This is a genomic window from Actinoplanes sp. NPDC026623 (assembly GCF_040638275.1).
Taxonomy (GTDB): domain Bacteria; phylum Actinomycetota; class Actinomycetes; order Mycobacteriales; family Micromonosporaceae; genus Actinoplanes.
This window is the reverse complement of record NZ_JBEZXZ010000150.1, coordinates 1-22,086: the sequence shown is the minus strand read 5'-3', so window position 1 is coordinate 22,086 and position 22,086 is coordinate 1. Positions and strand designations below refer to the sequence as shown.

Here is a 22,086-nt window from a genome sequence, read left to right as displayed (position 1 = left end):
CGGCTGCGGTTGCGCGCGCTGGCCGACGACGTCGCGGCGGCGGCCCGCCAGATGGCGGCGGCCGCGGCGGCCTACGAGGACGCGGACGACCGCGCCGCGACCCGCCTCCGGAGGACCCGATGACCCCGCTGCCCGCCCTCACCACGCCCGGCGGCGCGCGGGGACGCTCGGCGCCGGATCCGATGACTGTCGCACCACCCCCCTTTGCCTGGCCTGACCACATGCGGCGCCGCATGGCCCGGGAGGCGTCATGACGGCCGCGAGTCAGGCCCGGCTCCGGGCCACCGAGCCCGCGAGCTGGCGCGACGCCGCGCAGGCCTGGCGGTCCTGGGCGGCGGCCGCCGGCCGGTGGGCCGCCGACCTGCGCGCCCACGCCGCGCGCATCTCCGCTGTCTGGACCGGATCCGCCGCCGACGCCGTAACCACCCACCTCGGCGGACTGATCCGCCGGCTGAACCTCTTCCGGCTGGGCTGCTGGGCCGCCGACCAGGCCCTCAGTGAGTTCGCGGCGGAGCTGGCCAGGGCCCGGGCGATGCCGACCGGTTCCGCGCACGCGGGCGCTCCCGGCGGCGTGGTGACCGGGCAATCGGCGCAAGGTGCCCCGGCGGCATTGCGGTTGGCCGCGGAGGCGGACGCCGCGACGGCCCGGCGCCTCGCCGCGATCGGCTACGAGGAGAGATCCGCGGTCGACTCGCTACCCTGCACCGCCACACCCGCCGAGGTCCGCCGCTGGTGGCGGGCGCTGAGCCCTGAGCAGCAGCGCGGCCTGCTGGCGTCCGAGCCCGGCCGGATCGGCGCCCTGGACGGCATACCGGCGTCCGACCGGGATCTTGCCAACCGGCTGGCCCTGGACGCGCTGCCGCCGGATACTCCTGGCCTCGGCGCCCTGGTGGACCGCCTCGCGGACGACGGCGGACCGCGGGCGTACCTGATGGAGCTGGATCCGGCCGGCGAGGGCCGGGCCGCGGTCGCGCTGGGTGACCCGGACCGGGCCGCGCACGTGCTGACCCAGGTGCCCGGCATGACCGCCGACCTGGCGTCCTACGGTGGGGAACTGGCCCGGGCCGAGCGGATCGCCGTCCGGGCGGCGGAGCTGGCCCCGGAGACGTCGACCAGCACGATCATGTGGCTCGGCTACGACGCCCCGGACTTCCTCGACGAGGCGGCGACCCGATCACGGGCGGACGCCGGAGCCGCGGGCCTGCGCCGCTTCCAGGACGGCCTGCGCGCCACCCATCTCGGCGCCCCGGCGCAGCAGACCGTGCTCGGGCACAGCTACGGCTCGCTCGTCGTGGGCTCCGCCGCGGCGCGGCCGGGCCTGGCCGCCGACGACGTGGTCTTCGTGGGCTCGCCGGGCGTCGGCGTGGACTCCGCGGCGGACCTGCACGTGCCGCCGGGCCGGGTGTGGTCAACGACGTCGCGCACCGACATCGTCCAGTGGGCGGCGGTCTCGCCGAGGAGCCTGGCCGAGGACCTCGTCCTCAGCCAGGCCTTGCCGGGCGGCGCGGTGGTGGCCTTCGCCCGGCCCGAGAACGACCTGTACTTCGGCACCAACCCGAGCGACCCGGCGTTCGGGGCCCGCGTCTTCGCGAGCCGGCCGGACGCCGGGCACCTGGGCTACTGGGACACCGGCAGCGAGTCCCTGGACGCGCTCGCCGCCATCGCGACAGGGCGCGGCGATGTCATTCCACGGTGACGGATTTTGCCAGGTTGCGCGGCTGGTCGACGTCGTGACCACGGGCGGCGGCGAGCTCGCAGGCGAGAATCTGCAGCGGCACGGTGGTCATCAGCGGCGCGAGCAGCGTCGGCGTACGCGGGACCTGGATCAGGTGGTCGGCGAAGGCGCGAACCGCGTCGTCGCCCTCCTCGGCGATCACGATCGTGCGGGCACCGCGGGCGCGTACCTCCTGGATGTTGGAGACGACCTTGTCCCGCAGCACGCCGCGACCGGCCGGCGAGGGCACCACGCAGACGACCGGGGTGCCCTGGTCGATCAGGGCGATCGGCCCGTGCTTGAGCTCGCCCGCCGCGAAGCCCTCGGCGTGCATGTAGGCCAGTTCCTTGAGCTTCAGCGCGCCCTCGAGCGCCACCGGGAAGCCGACGTGACGCCCGATGAACAGCACCGTCGACGCGGTGCGCAGGTCGCGCGCCAGGGCCCGGACGTCCTCCATGCCGGCGAGCAGCTTGCGCAGGTCGTCCGGCGTGCGCTGCAGCTGCGACACGACGGCCGCGACCTCGTCCGCGTACATGACGCCGCGGATCTGGGCCAGGTGCAGGCCGATCAGGTAGCAGGCGACGAGCTGGGTCAGGAACGCCTTGGTCGACGCGACGGCGATCTCCGGGCCGCCGTGGGTGTAGAGCACGGCGTCGGACTCGCGCGGGATCGTCGAGCCGTTGGTGTTGCAGATGGCCAGGACCCGGGCCTTCTGCTCCTTGGCGTGCCGCAGCGCCATCAGGGTGTCCATGGTCTCGCCGGACTGGCTGATCGCGATGACCAGCGTCGAGCGGTCCAGCACCGGGTCGCGGTAACGGAACTCGCTGGCCAGCTCGACCTCGCAGGGGATGCGGGTCCAGTGCTCGATGGCGTACTTGGCGACCATGCCGGAGTGGTAGGAGGTGCCGCAGGAGATGATGAAGATCTTGTCGACGTCGCGCAGGTCCTGGTCGGTCAGGCGCACCTCGTCGAGCACGATCTCGCCGCGCTCGGAGAGGCGGCCGAGCAGGGTGTCCGCGATCGCCTGCGGCTGCTCGGCGATCTCCTTGAGCATGAAGTAGTCGTAGCCGCCCTTCTCCGCGGCGGAGGCGTCCCAGTCGATGTGGAACTCCTTGCCGGTGGCCGGCGCCCCGGAGAAGTCGGTGATCTCGATGGCCGCCGACGTGATCAGGACGACCTGGTCCTGACCGAGCTCGACCGCCTCGCGGGTGTGCTCGATGAAGGCGGAAACGTCGCTGGCGAGGAAGTTCTCCCCGTTGCCGCGGCCGACGACCAGCGGCGAGTTGCGCCGGGCGGCGACGACCGCGTCGGGCACGGCGACGTCGACGGCGAGCAGCGTGAAGGCGCCCTCCAGGCGCCGCACGGTGCGGCGCATGCCCTCGGCCAGCAGCTGCGGCCCGTCCTCGACGCCCGACTCGCGCAGGGCGCGCATCTCGGCGGCCAGCAGGTGGGCGGCGCACTCGGTGTCGGTGTCGCTGACGAACTCGACGCCGGTCGCCTCGAGCTCGGCGCGCAGGCGGGTGAAGTTCTCGATGATGCCGTTGTGGATCACCGCGACCCGGCCGTCGGCCGACAGATGCGGGTGCGCGTTGCGGTCGGTGGGTCCGCCATGGGTCGCCCACCGGGTGTGCCCGATGGCCGTCGCGCCGACGGTGATGCCGTCACCGGCGCGTTCCGCCAGCGCCTTTTCCAGGTTTGCCAGCTTGCCGGCCTTCTTTTCGGTCAGGATGACGGAGTCATCGATGACCGCGATACCGGCGGAGTCATAGCCGCGATACTCCAGGCGGCGAAGCCCGTCGAGGACGATTTGCAGAGCCGGCCGACTGCCGACGTAACCCACGATCCCACACATGTGGGGCAGCCTAGCGGACTTTCGCTCATGGCCACTGCGCACGAAGCATACTTTCGCGCATCGTACGTGATCGAAAGGACCGTTCGGCCCACTGTGTGTCACCCTGCGGCCAGGTCAGGGCGGCGAGTGACACGACTGGGTGATCCGATTCTGGCGCCGGGAGCGTACCGTCGGCCCGACGCCTGCTCTGGAGAGACGATTGAGTTACCCACCGCCTTCGGACCCGACACGCCAGTACTCGGGCGACGATCCCGTGTCCGGTCAGCCGTGGTCGTCACCGTCGGGCGACCCCCTCGCGGCCGAGCCTCACCAGCCGCCCCGCCCGCCCACGTTCCAGCCCGGGTATGCCCCGCTGCCGATGGCCGGCCAGCAGGCGAGCGGGCCTCCGGACGGCTACCCGCCGACCTCGCAGTTCCCCGCCCAGCCGGGGCAGTTTCCGCAGCCGGCCTACCAGCCGCCGCCCGGCCAGATGCCGCCGCCCGGATACGGCCCGCCCGGATACGGGCCGCCGCCCGGTTACGGCACGCCCGTGCCGCCCCCGCCGAGGCGCAGCAACCTCCCGCTGATCGCCGTGCTGGTGGCGGTCACCCTGCTGCTCTGCGCGGGCGGCGTGACCTCGGTCGTGCTGCTGATCAACAACGCGAAGAACAAGGCCGAGGAGACCTTCGACTCCCTGCCCAAGCCGACCCTGCCGACCCAATGGCCGACCGACGTGCCGCCGGGCCTTCCGACCGACGTGCCCACCGGCCTGCCGACGGAGTGGCCGACCGACCTGCCGAACCTGCCGGGCCTGAACCAGGGTGCGGAGATCGAGGTCGAATACGTGGTCACCGGCGACGGCCCGGTCGAGATCGTCTACCTGGACAAGCTCGGCGGCGAGCCCAAGCGGGTGCACAACGCCTCGCTGCCCTGGCGCAAGACGCTGACCATGAAGGGCGCCTCACTCGTCTCGGTGGTGGCCGTTCGCGGCAGCACCTCGGAGGGCGAATTGAGCTGCAGCGCCACCGTCGACGGCGAGGAGGTCGCCAAGAAGACGAACACCGGCACCTTCATCACGACCTCCTGCACCAAGGTCATCTTCTGACGGTGGCGGGGGGCCGCGCTCCCGGACGGGGGGCCGCGCTCCCGGGCGGGTGGCCGTAGGCTGACGGGTGTGACGACGTCGACCCCGGCCGATCCACTCGTCGGCCGCATGCGCCCGTTCGGCACCACCATCTTCACCGAGATGTCCGCGCTCGCCGCGCGGACCGGCTCGGTCAATCTGGGGCAGGGATTCCCGGACACCGACGGTCCGCCGGAGATGCTGGCAGCGGCCGCCGAGGCGCTGCGCTCGGGGGCGAATCAGTACCCGCCGCTGCCCGGCATTCCGGCACTGCGGGCCGCCATCGTCGGGCACGAGCGACGGTTCTGGGGGCTGAGCCGGGATCCGGACACCGAGGTCGCGGTCACCGCCGGGGCCACCGAGGCGGTCGCCGCGAGCATTCTCGGGCTGTGCGAGCCCGGGGACGAGGTCGTGTGCTTCGAGCCGTACTACGACTCGTACGCGGCCTCCATCGCCCTGGCCGGCGCGGTACGCCGGCCCGTCACGCTGCGCCCGGGCCCGGACGGCCGCTACGGCTTCGACGAGGGTCAACTGCGCGCGGCCTTCGGCCCCCGCACCCGCCTGGTGTTGCTCAACACCCCGCACAACCCCACCGGCAAGGTCTTCACGGCGGAGGAACTCGCGCTGATCGCGCGGCTGTGTCAGGAGCACGACGTGTACGCGGTGACCGACGAGGTCTACGAGCACCTGGTCTTCACCGACGCGTCAGCGCCGCACCTCCCGCTCGCCGGCCTGCCGGGCATGCGGGAGCGCACCCTGCGGATCTCGTCCGCGGGCAAGACCTTCTCGTGCACGGGCTGGAAGGTCGGCTGGGCGACCGGTCCCGCGCCGCTGGTGTCCGCGGTGCTGCGGGTGAAGCAGTTCCTGACGTTCGTCAACGCGGGCCCGCTGCAGCCGGCGGTGGCCGTGGCACTGGGCCTGCCGGACACGTACTTCGACGGCTTCCGCGCCGGCCTGCAGGCCCGCCGGGACCGGCTGGTGGCCGGCCTGGCAGACGCCGGGTTCGGGGTGCTGCCCTCGGAGGGCACCTACTTCGTGACCGCCGACATCACCCCGCTGGGCGGCACGGACGGGGTCGACTTCTGCCGCGCGCTGCCCGCGCGGTGCGGCGTGGTGGCCGTGCCGACCCAGGTCTTCTACGACCACCAGGAGCAGGGTCGCCGCCTGATCCGCTTCGCCTTCTGCAAGCGCGAGGACGTCATCGACGAGGCCGCGAAACGCCTGCGCACCCTGGCCTGACGCCGCCCGCGGCCCGGGTTCGGGCCAGGCCGGGGCGTGCGTCCCGCGTGCGGTCAGGCCGGGCTTGCGGTGCGTCCCGGGTGCGGTCAGGCCGGGCTTGCGGTGCGGACCTCGGCGGCCACGCGCTCCGCGATCGTCCGGGCCTGCTCCTCGGTGCCGGCCTCGACCATCACCCGCACGAGGTGCTCGGTGCCCGACGGGCGCAGCAGCACCCGGCCGGTCTCCCCCAGCTCGTTCTCCGCCAGCGCCACGGCCGCCTGCACGGTCGGCGCCGCGGCGCCCGCCTGGCGGTCCTTGACCGGCACGTTGATCAGCACCTGCGGCAGCTTGTGCAGCACCCCGGCCAGGTCGGCCAGCGACTTGCCGCTCGACGCCATCGTCGCCATCAGGTGCAGGCCGGTCAGCACGCCGTCGCCGGTCGTCGCGAACGCGGGCATCACGATGTGGCCGCTCTGCTCGCCGCCCAGGGCGAAGCCGCCCGCGGCGAGCTCCTCCAGCACGTACCGGTCGCCGACCTTGGTCTCCAGCAGTTGGATGCCGGCCTGCTTCATCGCCAGCCGCAGGCCGAGGTTGCTCATCACCGTCGCGACCAGGGTGTCGTCGGTCAGGGTGCCGGCGTCGCGCATGGCCAGCGCCAGGATCGCCATGATCTCGTCGCCGTCGACCACGTCGCCGGCGGCGGTCACCGCGAGGCAGCGGTCGGCGTCGCCGTCGTGCGCCAGGCCCAGGTCGGCGCCGTTGGCCAGGACGGCCTCGCGGACCGCCTCGAGGTGGGTGGAGCCGCAGTTGTCGTTGATGTTGAGGCCGTCGGGATCCGAGTGGATCGCGATGACCTCGGCGCCCGCCTCCTGGTACGCGGTCGGGCCGACCTCGCTGGCCGCGCCGTTCGCGCAGTCGACGACGACCTTGATGCCGGCGAGGCTGTGCGGCGTCGACTCGACCAGGTGCTTGATGTAGTGCTCGGCGCCGTCCAGCAGGTCGTTGACGCGGCCGACTCCGGCGCCGGTGGGGCGTCCGACGAGCCCGTGCCCGTCCGCAACGGCCGCCTCGATCTTGGCTTCGAGCTCGTCCGGGAGCTTCAGGCCGCCGGGCGCGAACAGCTTGATGCCGTTGTCCGGCATCGGGTTGTGCGAGGCGGACAACATCACGCCGAGGTCCGCACCGGTCTGGCCGACGATGTAGGCGACCGCGGGCGTCGGCAGCACGCCGACCCGCACGACGTTCGCTCCGGCACTGGTCAGGCCCGCCACGACCGCGGCCTCGAGCATCTCGCCGCTGGCCCGGGGGTCGCGACCGACGATCGCGAGCGGCTGGTGGCTGGCGTCGCTCTCGATGAGTACCCGGGCGGCCGCGACAGCGACCGACAGGGCCAGTTCCGGGGTCAGGAGGTCGCCGTTCGCGAGCCCGCGTACGCCGTCCGTGCCGAAAAGTCGCCCCATGGCGGTCGTTCCTTTCGCCGGCCTCCTGCCCCCACTCGCGGAGGGCGGACCAGTGCAGTTTGTGTAGGGAGGGGGAAACGCGAACAGCCGGGCACGCCCCCAAGCGAGGGAGCGCACCCGGCCGTCGGTCAGACGTGGTGCAAGACCAGCGCTGCGATCAGCGCTTCGAGTACTGCGGAGCCTTACGGGCCTTCTTGAGGCCGTACTTCTTGCTCTCCTTGACCCGGGAGTCACGGGTCAGGAAGCCGGCCTTCTTCAGCGCCGGGCGGTCGTCCGGGTCGTTCGTGATGAGCGCACGGGCGATGCCGAGGCGAAGGGCGCCGGCCTGGCCGGTGATGCCGCCGCCGCGCAGGTTGGCGACCACGTCGAACTGCTCGGCCTTCTCGGCGGTGCCGAGCGGCTCACGGATGAGCTGCTGGTGCACCTTGCTCGGGAAGTACGCGTCGAGGTCGCGGCCGTTGCAGGTGATCTTGCCGGTGCCCGGCATGAGGCGCACGCGGACGATGGCCTCCTTGCGGCGGCCGACGGTCTGGATCGGACGGTCACCCGGGCGCGGGGCGCGAACGGCCGGCGCGGGCGCCTCGACGACCACAACGGTCTCGGCGGGGGCCTCCTCGGCGGCAGGCTCCTCGACGGTCTCGACGACCTCGGGCTCGACGATGTCGGTCATGCTGCTTCCTTCGCCCGCGCTCACTGCGCGATCTGCTTGATTTCGAACGGCACCGGCTGCTGCGCGGCGTGCGGGTGCTCGGCGCCCGGGTAGACCTTCAGCTTCTTGAGGATCTGACGCGCGAGCTTGTTGTGCGGGAGCATGCCCTTGACGGCCAGCTCGACCGCGTGCTCGGGCCGCTTCGTCAGCAGCTCTTCGTAGCTGACCTTCTTGAGGCCGCCCGGGTAGCCGGAGTGCCGGTAGGCGACCTTGGTCTGCCGCTTGTTGCCGGTCAGCGCGACCTTGCCCGCGTTGATGATCACCACGAAGTCGCCGGTGTCGACGTGCGGGGCGAACGTGGGCTTGTGCTTACCCCGCAGGAGCGTGGCGGTGTGGGTGGCGAGCCGGCCCAGAACGACGTCGGAGGCGTCGATGATGTGCCACTGACGCTCGATCTCACCCGGCTTCGGGCTGTACGTACGCACAGAATTACCTTGTCTCGTCGTCGGTCTGGGGGCGCGCGCTGGTCGCAAGACGCACGAACATCAAACATACCCAGGACGGGTACGCTCGCAGCTGTCGCACAACAGCAGGCAACAATACCTGCCTGCGCGGCGCGCGGTCAAAACGGGCGGTGGGCCCGCCATGGCAGACGGGACCGGATAACGTAGCGCCACCAGTTTAGGTGGTGCCCCTCGGCGCGCCGACACGGGGCTGCGTGATTCCACCCACGGTGGTACCCAGTGTACGTGAATGCCTCTTAGCAGGTTTGAAACATATGGGACCCGAGTCGGAAATTACCCCCCGGCACGCTTCCGGACATGGCGAGTGGTGCGGTCACCGCGACGACGCGGCCGGGACTGAGGTCCGGCAGTGTGTTCAAGCGCACCACCCACGAGCCGCCGCCAGGGTTGAGGACGGACCTGGCGGCGTCAGCCGAGCCGATGATTCGGCTCGGCACCGGAAAGCCGCGGCGTGTGCCGGCCGGAGGTACGGCGGAGAACGTAGGCGTGACATGGGAGCGGGTCTACGCCGAGGACGACGGTCTCCGAGCGTGCCCTTCGGTGGACCGGCCGGCCACGCCGCGGCTTTCTGAGGACCCCCTCCGCACGAAGGTGTGTGGAGGGCGGATCGCCGGATGACGGACCGGACCGGGGGACCACGGAGAACGGTGATCACGGCGGCGGCGCTCGCGGCGCCGACGGCCTCGCTGTCCGGATACACGGTCGGCGTGACATCCGACCGCCGCCGCGACGAGTTGGCGGGCCTGCTGCAGAACCGCGGCGCCCGCGTGGTGATCGCCCCGGCGCTGCGCATCGTCCCGATCGCCGACGACGCCGAACTGAGGGCGGCGACCCGGGCCTGCCTGGAGACGCCGCCGGACGTCGTGCTGGTCAACACCGGTATCGGCATGCGCGGCTGGCTGGAGGCCGCGGAGGGCTGGGGCCTGGCGGAGCCGCTGCGCTCGGCGCTGTCCCGGGCCTATCTGGTGGCGAGGGGCCCGAAGGCCCGCGCGGCGACCAGGGCGGCCGGCCTGCACGAGCAGTGGTCACCCGAGGGCGAGAGCTACGAGGAGGTGGTCGAGCACCTCACGGCCCGCGGCCTCGCCGGCCTGACCGTGGCGATGCAACTGCACGGCGAAAGCCAGCCGGAGTACACGGACGCGCTGCTGGCCGCGAGCGCCCGGGTGATCGAGGTTCCGGTCTACCGGTGGGCGCCCCCGCTGGATCCGGCGCCCCTGCACCGGCTGGTCGACCTGATCGCGGGTCGCCTGGTGGACGCCGTGACGTTCACCTCGGCGCCGGCGGTGGCCGCGCTGCTGAGGGCGGCCGGCCCGAGCACGGACGCGCTCCTGGACGCCCTGCGCGGCGACGTGCTGACGGCCTGCGTCGGCCCGGTGACGGCGGCGCCGCTGCGCCGCCACGACATACCTGTGGTGACGCCGGCCCGGGCCCGGCTGAGCGCCCTGGTCCGGACGATCATCGACGAGCTGCCGAAGAGGGCGATGAGACTCGAGGTGGCCGGCCACTCCCTCGTCCTGCGCGGCCACGCGGCGATCGTGGACGGGGACCTGAAGCCGCTGGCGCCGGCCCCGATGGCGGTCCTCCGGGCGCTGGCCGCGACGCCGGGCCGGGTGCTCTCCCGGGCGGCCCTGCTCAGGACGCTTCCCCGGGGTGCCGACGAACACGCGGTGGAGATGGCGGTTGCCCGGCTCCGGGCCGGCCTGGGCACGCCGGGCGTGATTCAGACCGTCGTCAAACGCGGCTACCGCCTGCCCGCCTGACCGGCACGCGGCGACCTCGGGGAGAAACCCGTCGAGGCGGAAACCCGGAGGACGGCCTGCGATCCTGTCGCGGACCGCCCTTCCGAAGCCGGCGTCAGCCGACGGCAGCCGGGAATTCTCTGCCCTGCTCGGCCACGAGGGTCGCCATCGCGTGCTCGACCACCCCGACCAGGACCGCCTTCACCGAGTCACGGTGCCGCGCGTCGCACATGATCAGCGGGACGTGCGCCGCGATGGCCAGCGCCTCGCGCACCTCCTCCGGCTCGTATCTGGGGGCGCCGTCGAAACAGTTCAGCGCAACCAGGTACGGCAGGTGCCGGTTCTCGAAGTAGTCGAGCGGTGCGAAGGCATCGGAGATGCGTCTCGTGTCCACCAGGACCGCCGCCCCGACCGCGCCCCTGATCAGCTCGTCCCACATGAACCAGAACCGGGTCTGGCCGGGCGTGCCGAAGAGGTACAGGATCAGGTCGTCGGCCATCGTGATGCGACCGAAGTCCATGGCGACCGTGGTGGTCTCCTTGCCGGGCACCTTGGACGCGTCATCGACGCCCTGACCGGCCGAGGTCATGACGGCCTCGGTGGTCAGTGGCTCGATCTCGGAGACCGCACCGACGAGGGTCGTCTTGCCCACGCCGAAGCCGCCGGCTATGACGATCTTCGCGGAGGTGATCTCCTTGGGTTGCGCCCCCGCCCGCTCAGAGCTTGCGAAGTCCACTCAACACCCTTTCCAGCAGATCCATCCGCTCCGTGAAGCCTTGTTTGGGAGCGGCACTGTGCAGCTTCAACAACCCGTCGGTGACCATGTCGGCGACGAGAACCCGGGTCACCCCAAGCGCGAGCCGGCTGTAGGCCGAGATCTCGGCCAGCGACTGCGCCCGCTCACACAGCACGGCGATGCGGTATTTGTCATGCCCGGCGAACCGGGCCTCCTGAATGGCGGCCTGGCTGGCGACCAGGACCGCCTCGATGGGAATGTTGCGCTTCGGCTCGGTCCGGCCCCGGGTGACCGCGTACGGACGGACCAGGTTGCCCCTGGGATCATGTGGTTCTCCCATCGTGCGGTCACCTCCTTCCGGCGATCAACGGCTCCGGCGCGGATATTGCTCCAGGTCAGACCTGGTGTGACACGGCCTCACGGGGGGCGGGCACCAGGGCGGCGCCGACCCGCTCGACCAGCAGAGCCATCTCGTAGCCGACCTGGCCGACATCGCAGCTGCGCGCCGCGAGCACGGCCATGGAAGATCCGTCGCTGATGGACATCAGGAACAGATATCCGCTGTCCATCTCGATGATGGTCTGCTGCACCGTGCCGGCGTTGAACATGCGCGAGGCGCCGTCGGTGAGGCTGACGACGCCCGAGGTGATCGCGGCCAGCTGGTCGGCGCGATCGCCCGGCAGATCCCGCGACGAGGCCAGCAGCAGCCCGTCCGCGGAGACCGCGACGACGTGCGCGATGCCTGCCACGCTGTCGGCGAAATTGCTGAGCAGCCAGCCCATGTCCTGCATGGTGGGGGGCCTGGTCACTGTCATTTCTCCTTCGGAGCAGGGGCGTCCACGACAGCATCGTCACTGCCGGCCGTACGCCCACGTTGCACACCACGGTGGTACGCGGAGAGGAGGCCGCGCACCTCGTCCGGGCTGCGACGGTTCTGATTTCGCGGGCTGCTCTGCACGCCACCGGGGACGAGCTGGGCCTGGGGTACCCGCTTGGGTAGTCCGGAGCGGGTGGTGTCGCTGACGACGGGCTCTGCCGCCGCCATCGCCCGCTGCCATCCTTCGTCGGCGGCGGTGCGCCAAGCGTCCTCGGCCGACTTGCGTGGCCGGGGCACTGCAGGTGCACCGTTGTCCGGGCCGGCTTCTGCCGGCCGCGAACCATTCTGCCCTGTGTTCTGGGGCTTGGACATCGGCGGTGCGGGGGGTTCCGGAGCCACCACCCGGGTGGGTGCCGCCACCGGGGCCGCCTCGGCGACCGGAGCCGCGACCGGAGCCGAGACCGGCGCCGCGGCCGGAGCCGAGACCGGCGCCGCCATGGCGGCCGGGGACTGCGGCTGGTTCGGCGGTGGCGCGTAGCCCGCGGTCGGCATGCTCCACTCCTCCGAGATCGCCCCCTCGTGACCCTTGAACCAGCTCTGCTGCATTTCGAGGAAGATCGGCGAGCTCTCGGCGAGCTCCTCGGCATGCGCGGGTACCTGGTGCGGTGGGACCGGAGGCATCGAGGCGAGGGCGGCTCCCCAGCCGTTCGGGTTGGGGCTCGCGGGGCGCCGCGGTGCCGGGATCGTGGCGCCGTCGGGGGTGACGAAGCCCGTCGCCGGCGCGAGGTTCTGCGGCATCTGCCGCTCCGGCGCGGCGGTGCTCATCGCCGGGAAGGCCGTGGTCGGCGAGCCGGCACCGTACGCCGGTGCGGGGCTCGACGGCTGCGGGACGCGGATCGGCAGCGCCGGCCGCTCGCCGGGCTGTTCGTCGCCGCGCTTGGGCAGCGGCGGTCGGTCCGGCGTGGGCAGGCCCTCGCCGTGACTCGGCTGGTGTGAGGGCGGAACCGGAAGCTGCGGGTGGGCCGGCAACGTCGGCGGCCGCTGCGGGGTGGCGACGGCCGGGAAGCCGCCCGAGCGCTGGACCCACGGCTCGGGCGAGATGGCCGGCAGCGTCGCCGTCGCGGCGTTCGCCCGGCCGAGCGGCATCGGATCGTTCCAGCTGGCCGGTGTCGGGTCGAGCTGGCGGTTGCCGCGCGGCTCCATCGACCGGCTGTTCGGCAGGATGACGATGTGGTTCGGGAGCACCACCTGGGCGACGGTGCCGCCCTCGATGTTGGCCCGCAGCTCGACCCGGATGCCGTATCGGCTGGCGAGACGGCTGACGACGGCGAGGCCCATCAGGCGGAAGGCGGCGACGTCGACGTCGGGCGTCTCGGCCAGCCGGCGGTTCAGCGAGTCCATCTGCTCCTCGGACATGCCGAGGCCGCGGTCCTCCACCTGGATCACCACGTAGTCGCGGATGCGCCGCCCGTCGGCGACCACGACCGTGTTCGGCGGCGAGAAGCGGGTGGCGTTGTCGAGCAGCTCGGCGACGAGGCGGACGACGTCGTTGACGGCGACGGCCGTGATGGAGATGTCGGTGTCGACGGTGCCGAACTCGATGCGGTTGTAGAGCTCGACCTCGGACTGCGCGGCGCGCAGTGCGTCGACGACGAGGGCGTCCTCGCGGCGCGGCGCGCTGGAGTCGGCGCCGGCGAGAACCAGCAGGTTCTCGTCGTTGCGGCGCATCCGGGTGGCGAGGTGGTCGAGCTCGAAGAGCTGGGCGAGCCGCTTCGGGTCCTCCTCGCCGCGCTCGATCTGGTCCAGCTCGCCGATCATCCGGTCGACCAGGTTCTGCGAGCGGCGGGCCAGGTTGAGGAACATCGCCGAGACGCTGGTCCGCAGCGCGGCCTGCTCGGCCGCGATGCGCACGGCCTCGCGGTGCACGACGTTGAACGCCTGCGCCACCTGCCCGATCTCGTCGCGGTTGTTGAGCCGGATCGGGTCCCGGACCTGCTTGACGATGTCGTCGGCGCCGCCCTCGCCCAGGTTGCGGACGTCGCGCAGCCGGGCGACCGCGTCGGGCAGGTCACGGTTGGCCACCGCCAGCGCGCCCTCGCGCAGGCGGCGCAGCGAGAGGTTGAGCGAGCGGGCCAGCACGATGGCGAGCGCGACGGCGAGGATCAGGGTGAGCAGCACCAGGGCGGTCTCGACGGCGGCCTGGCGGGTTACCGCGGCGCTCTCGTCCGCGGCCTCGGCGAGGGCCTGCTGCTCGAGCCGCTGCTCGGCCCAGCGCATCAGGTCCACCACCGCGCCGAAGGACTGGGTGATCTCCAGTGGCGCGACCGGCGCGGAGCGGCTGAGCCGGATGGCGATCCCGTCGGCCAGGTTGACCGCGTCACCGGTGACCGTGTTGTCCACCAGCGACTGCTGCGCCGGGGTGGCGACCAGCGCGAAGCCCTCGAGGGCCTCCTGCTGGCTGGTCTGCGTGGCGGTGAAGACGGAGAGTTGCTCGGCGCTGAGGTCGCCGGAGGCGCGGGCCGCGTAGGCGACCGCCTCCTGCTCGGCGGTGCCGGCCTTGGCCCGGGCGAACGCGGACACGGCCCGCAGGGTGTCGGCGACGGTGCCCTCGCCGGCGTACTGGCTCAGCACCTCGCCGTAGCCGACCAGGTCGGTGATCACGACGCTGTAGCGCAGCACCGCCTCGGAGATCGCGATCTCGTCCCGATCGGTGATCTTCTTCCGGGTGGTGTCCATCGTCTGAATGTGGTCGTCGATCCGGACGAGCCGGTCGTGGACGGCGGCCGGCGGCTCGTCGAGCCCGCGACGGTCCGCCGTGTAGGCCTGGATCCGGGCGTCGGTATCGGCGATCGCGGCGTTGAAGGCGGTCGGCTTGGCGTCCGGAGTGGCCAGATACTGCGCCGCCGCCATCCGCTCCTTGTGCAGATACTGCGTCAGCTGCGAGACGTCCGTCGAGACCCGGGTCAGATCCTCGACCTGGCGGGCGTCGAGCGCCTTGCCGCCGATGTCGACGAGGCGCACGGTGGCGAGTGCGAGCACCGCGACAAGCGGCACGAAGAGAATCAGTGCCAGTTTGGAACGGATTCTCGCGTCGCGCAGCCTGGGGATCCGGCCACGCCTTTCCCTTGTTCCGAATCCGCCCGATCGACCGGCGTCCGCCCCGCTACTGGCTGGTAGGTCTGCGGCGCCCGCGGGATAGGTCGAAGCCTGGGCCGTAGAACCGGTGCTCACGACATCTCCTCGCTGGTCATCCCCGCATCTCTGCGCCCGCCCGAGTGCTGTTGCCCGGGCCCAGCCGAATCAAGCGGCAGGGCTGGTGCCACACGCGGCACGGCCGCGATTTCATCAGAACCGGCAACTGTTTGGGAAGCCTGAGACGTTCCGGAAACAGCGTTCACAGCAGGCTGGCAATCATCCATTCGGTTCAACAATCGACAATGCGTAGGCGTTGAAGTGCGCGAATGTAACCGTCGCGACTATCCGTGTTGGTGCGGTGACGCATATGCATCAAGATTCCAACCACTATGTGGGAAAGCTATCCCGCTCACCATATTCGGCACAGCTTGACCAGGGACCTTCACGTTGGCAAGGTTTGGCGCGATTGGACGGACGGACTGTCCGTGTGTACGCGGTCCACACCGGACAACGTTGCGTTCGCCGGGATGGTTCAAACCCGTGCTCCGCCCTCTAGGAGGCACCCCCAGTGAGGCTCCCCCGCCGTCTGACGGCGTTCGTGATCGCGCCGGCGCTCGTCGCCACCGCACTCACGGGCTGCGACTCGGACACCGAATCCGGCGACTTCACCGACATCGTGATCGGCGCCGACCTGGCCGCCGGCTCGACGGTCGACTTCGCGTACACCCGGGCGTTGCAGCTCAAGATCGAGCAGGTCAACGCGTCCGGGGTCCTCGGTGACCGCCGTCTGGTCCTGCGCATCCAGGACAACCGGTCCGACCCGACCGTGTCGCTGCGCAACATCACCGCGTTCGCCAAGGACCCGGCGATCGCCGCGATGATCACCGGCTCCTGCGACGACTGCGTGATCGGCGCCGCCAAGACCATCAACGACCAGCGGATCCCGACGATCGCGCTGGCCGCGGCGGACGAGGTCACCACCCCGGTCGAGGACCGCCGCTACGTCTTCAAGCTCGGCCCGAACTCGACCGACAGCTCCGCGGCGCTGGTCGCCGAGCTGACCCGCAAGCGGACCAAGACCGCCGCCCTGCTCTACTCCGGCGACGCGTACGGCCGCGGCGGCCAGAGCAAGATGGCGAAGGACCTCAAGAAGGCCGGCATCAAGGTGACGGCCGCCCTGCCGATCAAGCCGACCGCCACCGACATCACCCAGACCGTCGGCACGCTGACCGACGCCGATCCGGACGCGCTCGTCGTCTGGACCGGGGGTGACCAGGCCACCCTCGCCACCACCAGCGCCAAGGAGGCCGGCTACACCGGCGCCATCTACTTCGACGCGGCCGCCGCGGGCGACCTGTTCCTGCCGCAGGCGGCGAGGGACGCCACCGACAAGACCACCATGGTCTTCACCCAGATCCTGGCGATCGACGACGTGATCGCGACGACGCCGGCGAAGGCCACCCGCAAGCAGTGGTTCCGCGACTACACCTCCCGGTACGGCAGCTACTCCGGGGTCGCGGCGTTCGCGGCCGACGCGGTCGATCTGATCGCCGACGCGGTCACCAAGGTGGGCGGCGACCGCCAGCGCATCCGCGACGTGCTCGAGACCTCGCAGACCGACGGGCTCTCCGGCCCGATCCGCCTCACCCCGGACAACCACTCGGGGCTGATGCCGCAGGCGCTGACCCTGCTGGTGGCCCGCAGCGGTCGCTGGCGGCTGCTGACCTGACGGATCCGCACCCGGCAAAGCCGGCCGACGACATCGTCGGCCGGCTTTTCGCTGTGGATCTCAGCGCCGCGAGGTAGTCGCCCTGACCCAGGGGAGCAGTAGCCTTTCGACGAGCACCAGCGCGTAGTACAGGACGATGCTGACCATGGCCAGCAGGCTGATCGCCGCGAACGCGGCGGCGGTGTCGCCCTGGCCGCTGGTCTGCACGATGATCGTGCCCAGCCCGCTCTCGCCGTACTGCATCTCGCCGACCACCACGCCGATGACCGCGAGCGGCATCGCCACCTTGAGGCCGACGAAGATCTGCGGCAGGGCCGCGGGCAGCCGCACCCGGGCGAAGGTCTGCAGCCGGGACGCGTCCATCGAACGGGCCAGCTCGGCCAGGTCGGCCGGGGTGCTGACCAGGCCGGTCGCGGTGGACAGCACGATCGGGAAGAAGCAGACCATGAACGCCATCGCCAGGATCGGCGTACGCCCGTAGCCGAACCAGATCAGCATGAGCGGCGCGAGCGCCACCTTCGGCACCGCGTTGAACGCGACGAGCAGCGGCGAGAACATCCGCTCGAACGGCCGCCACGCCGCGATCGCGGTGCCGATCAGCACGCCGACCAGCACGGACAGGCCGAAGCCCTGCAGCGTCGCGTACGTGGTGTGCCCGGCCTCGGTGATCAGGAACTCGCGGTACCGGTTGAAGCCGTCGACCACCTCGGGCGGCGACGGCAGCACCACCGTGTTGATCGCGAGGAGCTCGGTGCAGGCCCACCAGACGCCGATCGCGATGGCCAGGCCGAGCACCGGCCAGGCCACGGCCGCGAGGCCGCGGCGGCGCGCGCGCCCGGCCGGGTTCGCCGCCTCGGGGACGGTGACCGTCGCCAGGTCGGTCATGTCAGTCGCTCCCACTCCCCGGGGGCGCGGGACCGCCCGCCGTGCGGCGGGCCCGCGCCGGAGCCGGATCAGGCGTTCGGCACCAGGGAGAAGTCGATGACCTGCTCGGGCGTGAGCCCGGACTGGATCTGACCGGAGCCCTGGAGGATGGCGATGCTGCGCGCGACCCGCTGGCTGTCCAGCGCGCCGACGGGCACGCCGGAGGCCTCCGAGCGCACGAACGGCGCCATCAGCGTCAGCTCGGCCGCGGCCGACTTCGGGTCGGCGGTCGGCACGTTCTTCTTCAGGATCTCGCCGGCCTCCTCCGGGTTGGCGATCGAGTCCTGCAGGCCCTTGAGCAGGGCCGCGGTGAACTTCTTCACCTTCTCCGGGTTCGCCTTGGCGTAGCTGGTCGAGGTGATCAGCGCGTTGCCGTAGAGGTCCTGCAGGTAGTCGCTGTACGGCAGCAGCACCGCCGTCTTGCCCTTGGCGATGTTCTCGATCGTGGGCTTGCCGACCACGAACTGGCCGATGCCGTCCACCTTGTGCTGCGCGAGCGTGCCGAACATCGTCTGCGGCGTGCCGTTCACGAACTTGACCTTGGTGGGGTCTACGTTGGCCGCCTTGGCGTAGGTCGGGAACAGGCTGCGCACGACGGATCCGGGCAGGTCGGCCAGCGTCTTGCCCTCGAGGTCCTTCGGCGAGTTGACGCCGTAGCCGTCGAGCGACATGACCGCGGCCATGGTGCGCTGCTGGATCGCCGCCACCGCGGTGAAGCCGGTGACCTTGCCGGCGCCGCCCGCGGCGAACAGGCCGCCGGTGAGGTCGATGGGGGTGAACTGCGCCGTGCCGGCGACGATCTGCTTGATGTTCTCGCCGCTGCCGAAGCCGGGCTTGATGTCGACGTCGAAGCCGGCGTCGCGGAAGTAGCCCTTCTCCTTCGCCACGTAGGCGTATGAGTCACGTCCGAAGGTGCCGAACGAGGTCAGATAGGTGATCTTCTCCAGCGACTGCGTACCGCTGCCCGAGCTGTCGTCGCCGTCGTCGCTGCAACCGGCTGCGGCGACGAGGGTCGTGGCCAGCGCGACGGCCACGAGCGTGCGGGTGAAGGTTCTTCTGTGCACCGTGTTCCTTCCCAACCGAGGGTGTTGAGCTGGCCGGCGTCGGGCGGAGGGTGCACCGGCGCCGGGAGGTTTTGGCGGAACTCGCGGGTTAGCGTAGGGGAACGCACAACAATGATCGATGTCAGGTTCGGCTCCGGCACCCTTGTGGACATGCTGATCACTACGGAGCAACACCGGATGGCTACAGTGTCAGCGCATTGATCCGACCCAATGGGAGCGCGCGCAGATGATCCGTCTCACCGGCGTCTCCCGTACGTTCGCGGGCCGTCGCGGCACTGTGGAAGCGCTACGGGGGATCGACCTGGAGGTGCACGAGGGCGAGTTCGTCGCCGTCCTCGGCCGCTCGGGTTGCGGCAAGTCCACACTGCTGCGGTTGATCTCCGGCCTGCTGCCGGCGACCGCCGGCGAGGTCCGCGTCTCCGGCGACCTGGTGGACCGGCCGCGCCGCGACATCGCCATGATGTTCCAGCGTCCGGCCCTGTTGCCGTGGCGCTCGGTGCTCGACAACGTGCTGCTCCCGGTGCAGATCTTCGGCTGGAAGAAGTCGGCACACCGCGAGCGCGCGCACGAGTTGCTGGCCATGACGGGCCTGACCGGCTTCGAGAAGCGGCTGCCGCACGAGCTCTCCGGCGGCATGCAGCAGCGGGTGGCGTTGTGCCGCTCGTTGATCGCCAACCCGCGGGTGATGCTCATGGACGAGCCGTTCTCCGCGCTGGACGCGCTGACCCGCGAGGAGCTCTCCGGAGAGCTGCAGCGGGTGCACATGGACCTGGGCACCACGATCGTCTTCGTCACCCATTCGATTGACGAGGCGGTGCTGCTCGCGGACCGGGTGGTCGTGCTCAGCCCGCGGCCGGGCCAGATCCGCGAGGTTCTCGACATCAAGATCCCCCGGCCTCGCACGCTGGGCCGGGGAGCCCACCTCGAAGAGGTGTCCCGTTGCAGCGCGGAGCTGCACGAACTGCTGATGACATAGGGAAGGCCCATGCGCGTTTGCCTGTTCACGGAGCCGCACCGCGGCGCCACCTATGACGACCAGCTGAGGCTGGCCCGCTTCGCCGAGGACGCGGGCTTCGAGGGATTCCTGCGCGCCGACCACTACCAGTCGATGGGCGCCGACGAGGGTCTGCCCGGCCCGACCGACGCCTGGATCACGCTGGCCGGCCTGGCCCGGGAGACGTCCCGGATCCGGCTGGGCACGCTTGTCAACTCGGCCACGTTCCGGCTGCCCGGACCGCTGGCGATCATGGTCGCCCAGGTGGACGCGATGAGCGGCGGCCGGGTCGAGCTGGGGATGGGCGCGGGCTGGCTGGAGCGCGAGCACATCTCGTACGGGATACCGTTCCCGCCGCTCGGCGAGCGGTTCGACCGGCTGGCCGAGCAGCTGGAGATCATCACCGGGTTGTGGGCGACGCCCGCGGGCGGGCGCTTCTCCTTCGACGGCAAGCACCACCGGTTGGTGGACGCGCCCGCGCTGCCCAAGCCGGTGCAGCGGCCCGGACCGCCGATCATCGTCGGCGGCAGCGGCCCGAAGCGCACGCCCGAGATCGCGGCCCGCTTCGCGGACGAGTTCAACATGCCGTTCAAGACCGTCGCGGAGACGGCGGCGGGCTTCGACCGGGTACGCGAGGCCGCCCGGCGCCACGGGCGCAGCCTCGAGTTGTCGGCCGGCGTGGTGGTGGCCGTCGGGCGTTCCGACGCCGAGGCCCGGCGGCGGGCCGCGCCCCTGCACGTGCCGAGCGCCCTGCCGCCCGAGGACCCGGTGGTCGGATCGCCGGATGCGCTCGTGCAGCGGATCGGCGAGCTCGCCGCGATCGGCGCGACCCGGGTCCACCTGCGGATCATCGAAATATCCGACCTCGACCACGTGGGGCTGATCGCCTCGCGGGTCCTCCCCCAGGTAGGAGAGCTGTGAGCGAGCTTGTGCTGAGCCCCGTCGGGCAGGAAATCATGCTCGAGAACGACAAGGTGCGGATCTGGCACATCACTCTTGGCCCGGGCGAGACCCAGCCGCTGCACCACCACGGCCTGGCATACGTGGTGGTCGCCGTCCAGGGCGCCAGGAACGTGATCCACACGGCCGCGGGCGAGCGCATCGACGTCGCGGAGGAGACCGGCGCGGTGGTTTTCCGGGAGCCCGGTCAGACACACATGCTGACCAACGTCGGTGACACTGTGTATATCGGCCGCATCATTGAGTTGAAGGCCGGCGGGAATCCCGCCTAGCCGGAGGTTTTGCCCGTCTTAAGAAGCGAGCCCTGGACTGGCAGCGCTCCCGAGCATTCCGTAACGTGCCCGGCATGGCATTTCGGACCTGGGCCAAGCTGTTGTCGGCCACCCTCGGCGTTGCCGCGCTGGCCGGCGCGAGCCAGCTCGGCGTGGCCTACGGGCTCGGCATCGTGCGGCTCACCCGCGTCCTGGACGTGACCGCGCGTGATCACTGGACGGCGCAGCTGGCGTGGATCGCCTGGTTCCCGATGACCGCGGCGGTGGCCGGCGCGCTGGCCGGCGTGGTGCTGCTGCGGCGCTGGTCGCCGGCGCCGGCGCGACTGCGCGTCGGCACCGAGCTTGCGATCTCCCTCGCGGCGGCGATCGGCGCCGGCGTGGTGGTGCCGCTGACCATGCAGCCCGCCCGCACCGCCCAGGTCACGGGCGTCGACGAGGTCCTCGTGATCGCGATCTGCGCCGGGCTGGGCGCCCTGGTCGGCATCTTCGCCGCGTGGGCCGCCACGGCACACGCGGTGGCGCGGTGGAGCATCGTCGCGACGGGCATCGCGGTCTGGGTGATCGCGGTGGTCTCGGTCGCGCCGTCGCTGGCGCCGAGCGACCCCCTGCCCTCCGTCCGGCTGGGTGTCTTCGACGCCGCCTTCCTGTCGTCCGCGGTGACGCAGCGGACCGCGCTGGCCACCATGCCCGCGCTGGCCCTGCTGACCGGGGTGGTGCTGGGCTGGATCGCCCGCCGGCGGGGGCTGCCCACCTTGACCATCGCGCTGGCCGGGCTGGCCGGGCCCGCGCTGCTGACGCTCGCGTACCTGATCGCGGGGCCCGGCGCGGGCGACGACCGATACCAGGTGGTGCCCTACTGGGCCGCGATGACCGCCGCCGGCGCGGGAGTGCTCGGGTCTGTGCTGGCCGCGGTCGTGCGCCGCGGACCGGCCCCGGACGACGACGGCGCCGACGAACCGGGTCAGGACAAGCCGCCGCTGCCGCAGCGGACCAGCCGATCCAAGTCCGAGATCGCCGCCGCCGGCAAGTCGCCGGACTCCCCCGCCCGGCCGGCCGCGGAGGCTTCCGGGGACGGGCCGCCCCGCCCCGCGCAGACCGCCGCCGGTGGCACGCCGCCCGGCCGGCCGGGCGGGGGAGTGCGGCGACTTGCCGGCGGCGGCGATCTGGGACTTGGGTCGGCTGGTCCGCTGCGGCTGC

General features: G+C 71.6%; 19 protein-coding genes. 9 read left to right on the top strand and 10 right to left on the bottom strand.

Annotation, left to right across the window (positions count from 1 at the left end; genetic code table 11):
• Positions 1-250: 250 nt before the first annotated feature.
• The gene (locus tag AB0F10_RS32625) at positions 251-1,696 is read left to right on the top strand and encodes an alpha/beta hydrolase (protein WP_360633816.1); all 1,446 of its coding nucleotides are present in this window, start codon (positions 251-253) and stop codon (positions 1,694-1,696) included.
• Here AB0F10_RS32625 and glmS read toward each other — a convergent pair.
• A complete protein-coding gene (gene glmS / locus AB0F10_RS32620; RefSeq protein ID WP_360633813.1) occupies positions 1,683-3,566 on the bottom strand; it encodes a glutamine--fructose-6-phosphate transaminase (isomerizing) in 1,884 nt (627 codons plus the stop codon). The two genes, AB0F10_RS32625 and glmS, sit on opposite strands and share 14 nt — an antisense overlap.
• A gap of 358 nt (positions 3,567-3,924) precedes the next feature.
• Between glmS and AB0F10_RS32615 the strand changes: the two genes are divergently transcribed.
• Positions 3,925-4,650 (top strand): MmpS family transport accessory protein, encoded by a 726-nt coding sequence (locus AB0F10_RS32615; protein ID WP_360633810.1) that lies wholly within the window; start codon positions 3,925-3,927, stop codon positions 4,648-4,650.
• A gap of 69 nt (positions 4,651-4,719) precedes the next feature.
• Positions 4,720-5,907, top strand: coding sequence for a pyridoxal phosphate-dependent aminotransferase (locus AB0F10_RS32610; protein WP_360633807.1), 1,188 nt, complete (start codon positions 4,720-4,722; stop codon positions 5,905-5,907).
• An 86-nt stretch (positions 5,908-5,993) separates the two neighbouring features.
• On the opposite strand, the gene glmM is transcribed toward AB0F10_RS32610, so the two are convergent.
• The 3 genes from glmM to rplM form a co-directional block, all read right to left on the bottom strand.
• Positions 5,994-7,346: a phosphoglucosamine mutase gene (gene glmM, locus AB0F10_RS32605; protein WP_360633804.1), complete on the bottom strand. Its 1,353-nt coding sequence runs from the start codon at positions 7,344-7,346 to the stop codon at positions 5,994-5,996.
• A gap of 157 nt (positions 7,347-7,503) precedes the next feature.
• Positions 7,504-8,016: a 30S ribosomal protein S9 gene (rpsI, locus tag AB0F10_RS32600; RefSeq protein WP_360633801.1), complete on the bottom strand. Its 513-nt coding sequence runs from the start codon at positions 8,014-8,016 to the stop codon at positions 7,504-7,506.
• A 20-nt stretch (positions 8,017-8,036) separates the two neighbouring features.
• Positions 8,037-8,480 carry a 50S ribosomal protein L13 gene (gene rplM / locus AB0F10_RS32595; protein ID WP_360633798.1) on the bottom strand — a complete coding sequence of 148 codons (444 nt, stop codon included), beginning with the start codon at positions 8,478-8,480 and terminating at the stop codon, positions 8,037-8,039.
• A 653-nt stretch (positions 8,481-9,133) separates the two neighbouring features.
• Between rplM and AB0F10_RS32590 the strand changes: the two genes are divergently transcribed.
• Positions 9,134-10,279, top strand: coding sequence for a uroporphyrinogen-III synthase (locus AB0F10_RS32590; protein ID WP_360633795.1), 1,146 nt, complete (start codon positions 9,134-9,136; stop codon positions 10,277-10,279).
• A 94-nt stretch (positions 10,280-10,373) separates the two neighbouring features.
• Here the strand turns inward: AB0F10_RS32590 and AB0F10_RS32585 are convergent, their stop codons facing one another.
• From AB0F10_RS32585 to AB0F10_RS32570, 4 genes are read right to left on the bottom strand one after another with little or no spacing between them, the layout of a single operon-like run.
• A complete protein-coding gene (locus AB0F10_RS32585; RefSeq protein ID WP_360633792.1) occupies positions 10,374-10,994 on the bottom strand; it encodes an ATP/GTP-binding protein in 621 nt (206 codons plus the stop codon).
• A complete protein-coding gene (locus tag AB0F10_RS32580) occupies positions 10,975-11,334 on the bottom strand; it encodes a DUF742 domain-containing protein (RefSeq protein WP_360633789.1) in 360 nt (119 codons plus the stop codon). The genes AB0F10_RS32585 and AB0F10_RS32580 overlap by 20 nt, the downstream gene beginning before the upstream one ends.
• Before the next feature lie 55 nt (positions 11,335-11,389).
• A complete protein-coding gene (locus AB0F10_RS32575; protein ID WP_360633786.1) occupies positions 11,390-11,803 on the bottom strand; it encodes a roadblock/LC7 domain-containing protein in 414 nt (137 codons plus the stop codon).
• 2 nt (positions 11,804-11,805) lie between these two features.
• A complete protein-coding gene (locus AB0F10_RS32570) occupies positions 11,806-14,919 on the bottom strand; it encodes a nitrate- and nitrite sensing domain-containing protein (protein ID WP_360633822.1) in 3,114 nt (1,037 codons plus the stop codon).
• A gap of 595 nt (positions 14,920-15,514) precedes the next feature.
• Between AB0F10_RS32570 and AB0F10_RS32565 the strand changes: the two genes are divergently transcribed.
• On the top strand, positions 15,515-16,675 hold the full coding sequence (locus AB0F10_RS32565) for an ABC transporter substrate-binding protein (protein ID WP_360633783.1): 1,161 nt from the start codon (positions 15,515-15,517) through the stop codon (positions 16,673-16,675).
• Between the two features lie 60 nt (positions 16,676-16,735).
• Here AB0F10_RS32565 and AB0F10_RS32560 read toward each other — a convergent pair whose 3' ends face one another.
• Both AB0F10_RS32560 and AB0F10_RS32555 read right to left on the bottom strand, forming a co-directional pair.
• On the bottom strand, positions 16,736-17,560 hold the full coding sequence (locus AB0F10_RS32560) for an ABC transporter permease (RefSeq protein ID WP_360633780.1): 825 nt from the start codon (positions 17,558-17,560) through the stop codon (positions 16,736-16,738).
• Between the two features lie 68 nt (positions 17,561-17,628).
• Entirely contained in the window at positions 17,629-18,663 is a 1,035-nt protein-coding gene (locus AB0F10_RS32555) for an ABC transporter substrate-binding protein (protein ID WP_360633777.1), read from the bottom strand.
• Positions 18,664-18,889: 226 nt separating this feature from the next.
• Here AB0F10_RS32555 and AB0F10_RS32550 point away from each other — a divergent pair, with 226 nt between their 5' ends.
• The 4 genes from AB0F10_RS32550 to AB0F10_RS32535 form a co-directional block, all read left to right on the top strand.
• Positions 18,890-19,639 carry an ABC transporter ATP-binding protein gene (locus tag AB0F10_RS32550; protein WP_360633774.1) on the top strand — a complete coding sequence of 250 codons (750 nt, stop codon included), beginning with the start codon at positions 18,890-18,892 and terminating at the stop codon, positions 19,637-19,639.
• Positions 19,640-19,648: 9 nt separating this feature from the next.
• The gene (locus AB0F10_RS32545; RefSeq protein ID WP_360633771.1) at positions 19,649-20,578 is read left to right on the top strand and encodes an LLM class F420-dependent oxidoreductase; all 930 of its coding nucleotides are present in this window, start codon (positions 19,649-19,651) and stop codon (positions 20,576-20,578) included.
• A gap of 35 nt (positions 20,579-20,613) precedes the next feature.
• Positions 20,614-20,889 carry a cupin gene (locus tag AB0F10_RS32540; RefSeq protein ID WP_360633819.1) on the top strand — a complete coding sequence of 92 codons (276 nt, stop codon included), beginning with the start codon at positions 20,614-20,616 and terminating at the stop codon, positions 20,887-20,889.
• Between the two features lie 74 nt (positions 20,890-20,963).
• Positions 20,964-22,086 (top strand): hypothetical protein (locus AB0F10_RS32535; protein WP_360633768.1); only part of this gene is annotated, 1,123 nt, incomplete at its 3' end.

What these genes read in the sequence shown, in the direction of transcription:
- AB0F10_RS32590 (WP_360633795.1), top strand. Translation starts at nt 9,134, where the DNA reads ATGACGGACCGGACCGGGGGACCACGGAGAACGGTGATCACGGCGGCG.
- glmS (WP_360633813.1), bottom strand. Translation starts at nt 3,566, where the DNA reads ATGTGTGGGATCGTGGGTTACGTCGGCAGTCGGCCGGCTCTGCAAATC.
- rpsI (WP_360633801.1), bottom strand. Translation starts at nt 8,016, where the DNA reads ATGACCGACATCGTCGAGCCCGAGGTCGTCGAGACCGTCGAGGAGCCT.
- AB0F10_RS32560 (WP_360633780.1), bottom strand. Translation starts at nt 17,560, where the DNA reads ATGACCGACCTGGCGACGGTCACCGTCCCCGAGGCGGCGAACCCGGCC.
- AB0F10_RS32545 (WP_360633771.1), top strand. Translation starts at nt 19,649, where the DNA reads ATGCGCGTTTGCCTGTTCACGGAGCCGCACCGCGGCGCCACCTATGAC.
- AB0F10_RS32615 (WP_360633810.1), top strand. Translation starts at nt 3,925, where the DNA reads ATGGCCGGCCAGCAGGCGAGCGGGCCTCCGGACGGCTACCCGCCGACC.
- AB0F10_RS32540 (WP_360633819.1), top strand. Translation starts at nt 20,614, where the DNA reads ATGCTCGAGAACGACAAGGTGCGGATCTGGCACATCACTCTTGGCCCG.
- AB0F10_RS32550 (WP_360633774.1), top strand. Translation starts at nt 18,890, where the DNA reads ATGATCCGTCTCACCGGCGTCTCCCGTACGTTCGCGGGCCGTCGCGGC.
- glmM (WP_360633804.1), bottom strand. Translation starts at nt 7,346, where the DNA reads ATGGGGCGACTTTTCGGCACGGACGGCGTACGCGGGCTCGCGAACGGC.
- AB0F10_RS32625 (WP_360633816.1), top strand. Translation starts at nt 251, where the DNA reads ATGACGGCCGCGAGTCAGGCCCGGCTCCGGGCCACCGAGCCCGCGAGC.
- AB0F10_RS32580 (WP_360633789.1), bottom strand. Translation starts at nt 11,334, where the DNA reads ATGGGAGAACCACATGATCCCAGGGGCAACCTGGTCCGTCCGTACGCG.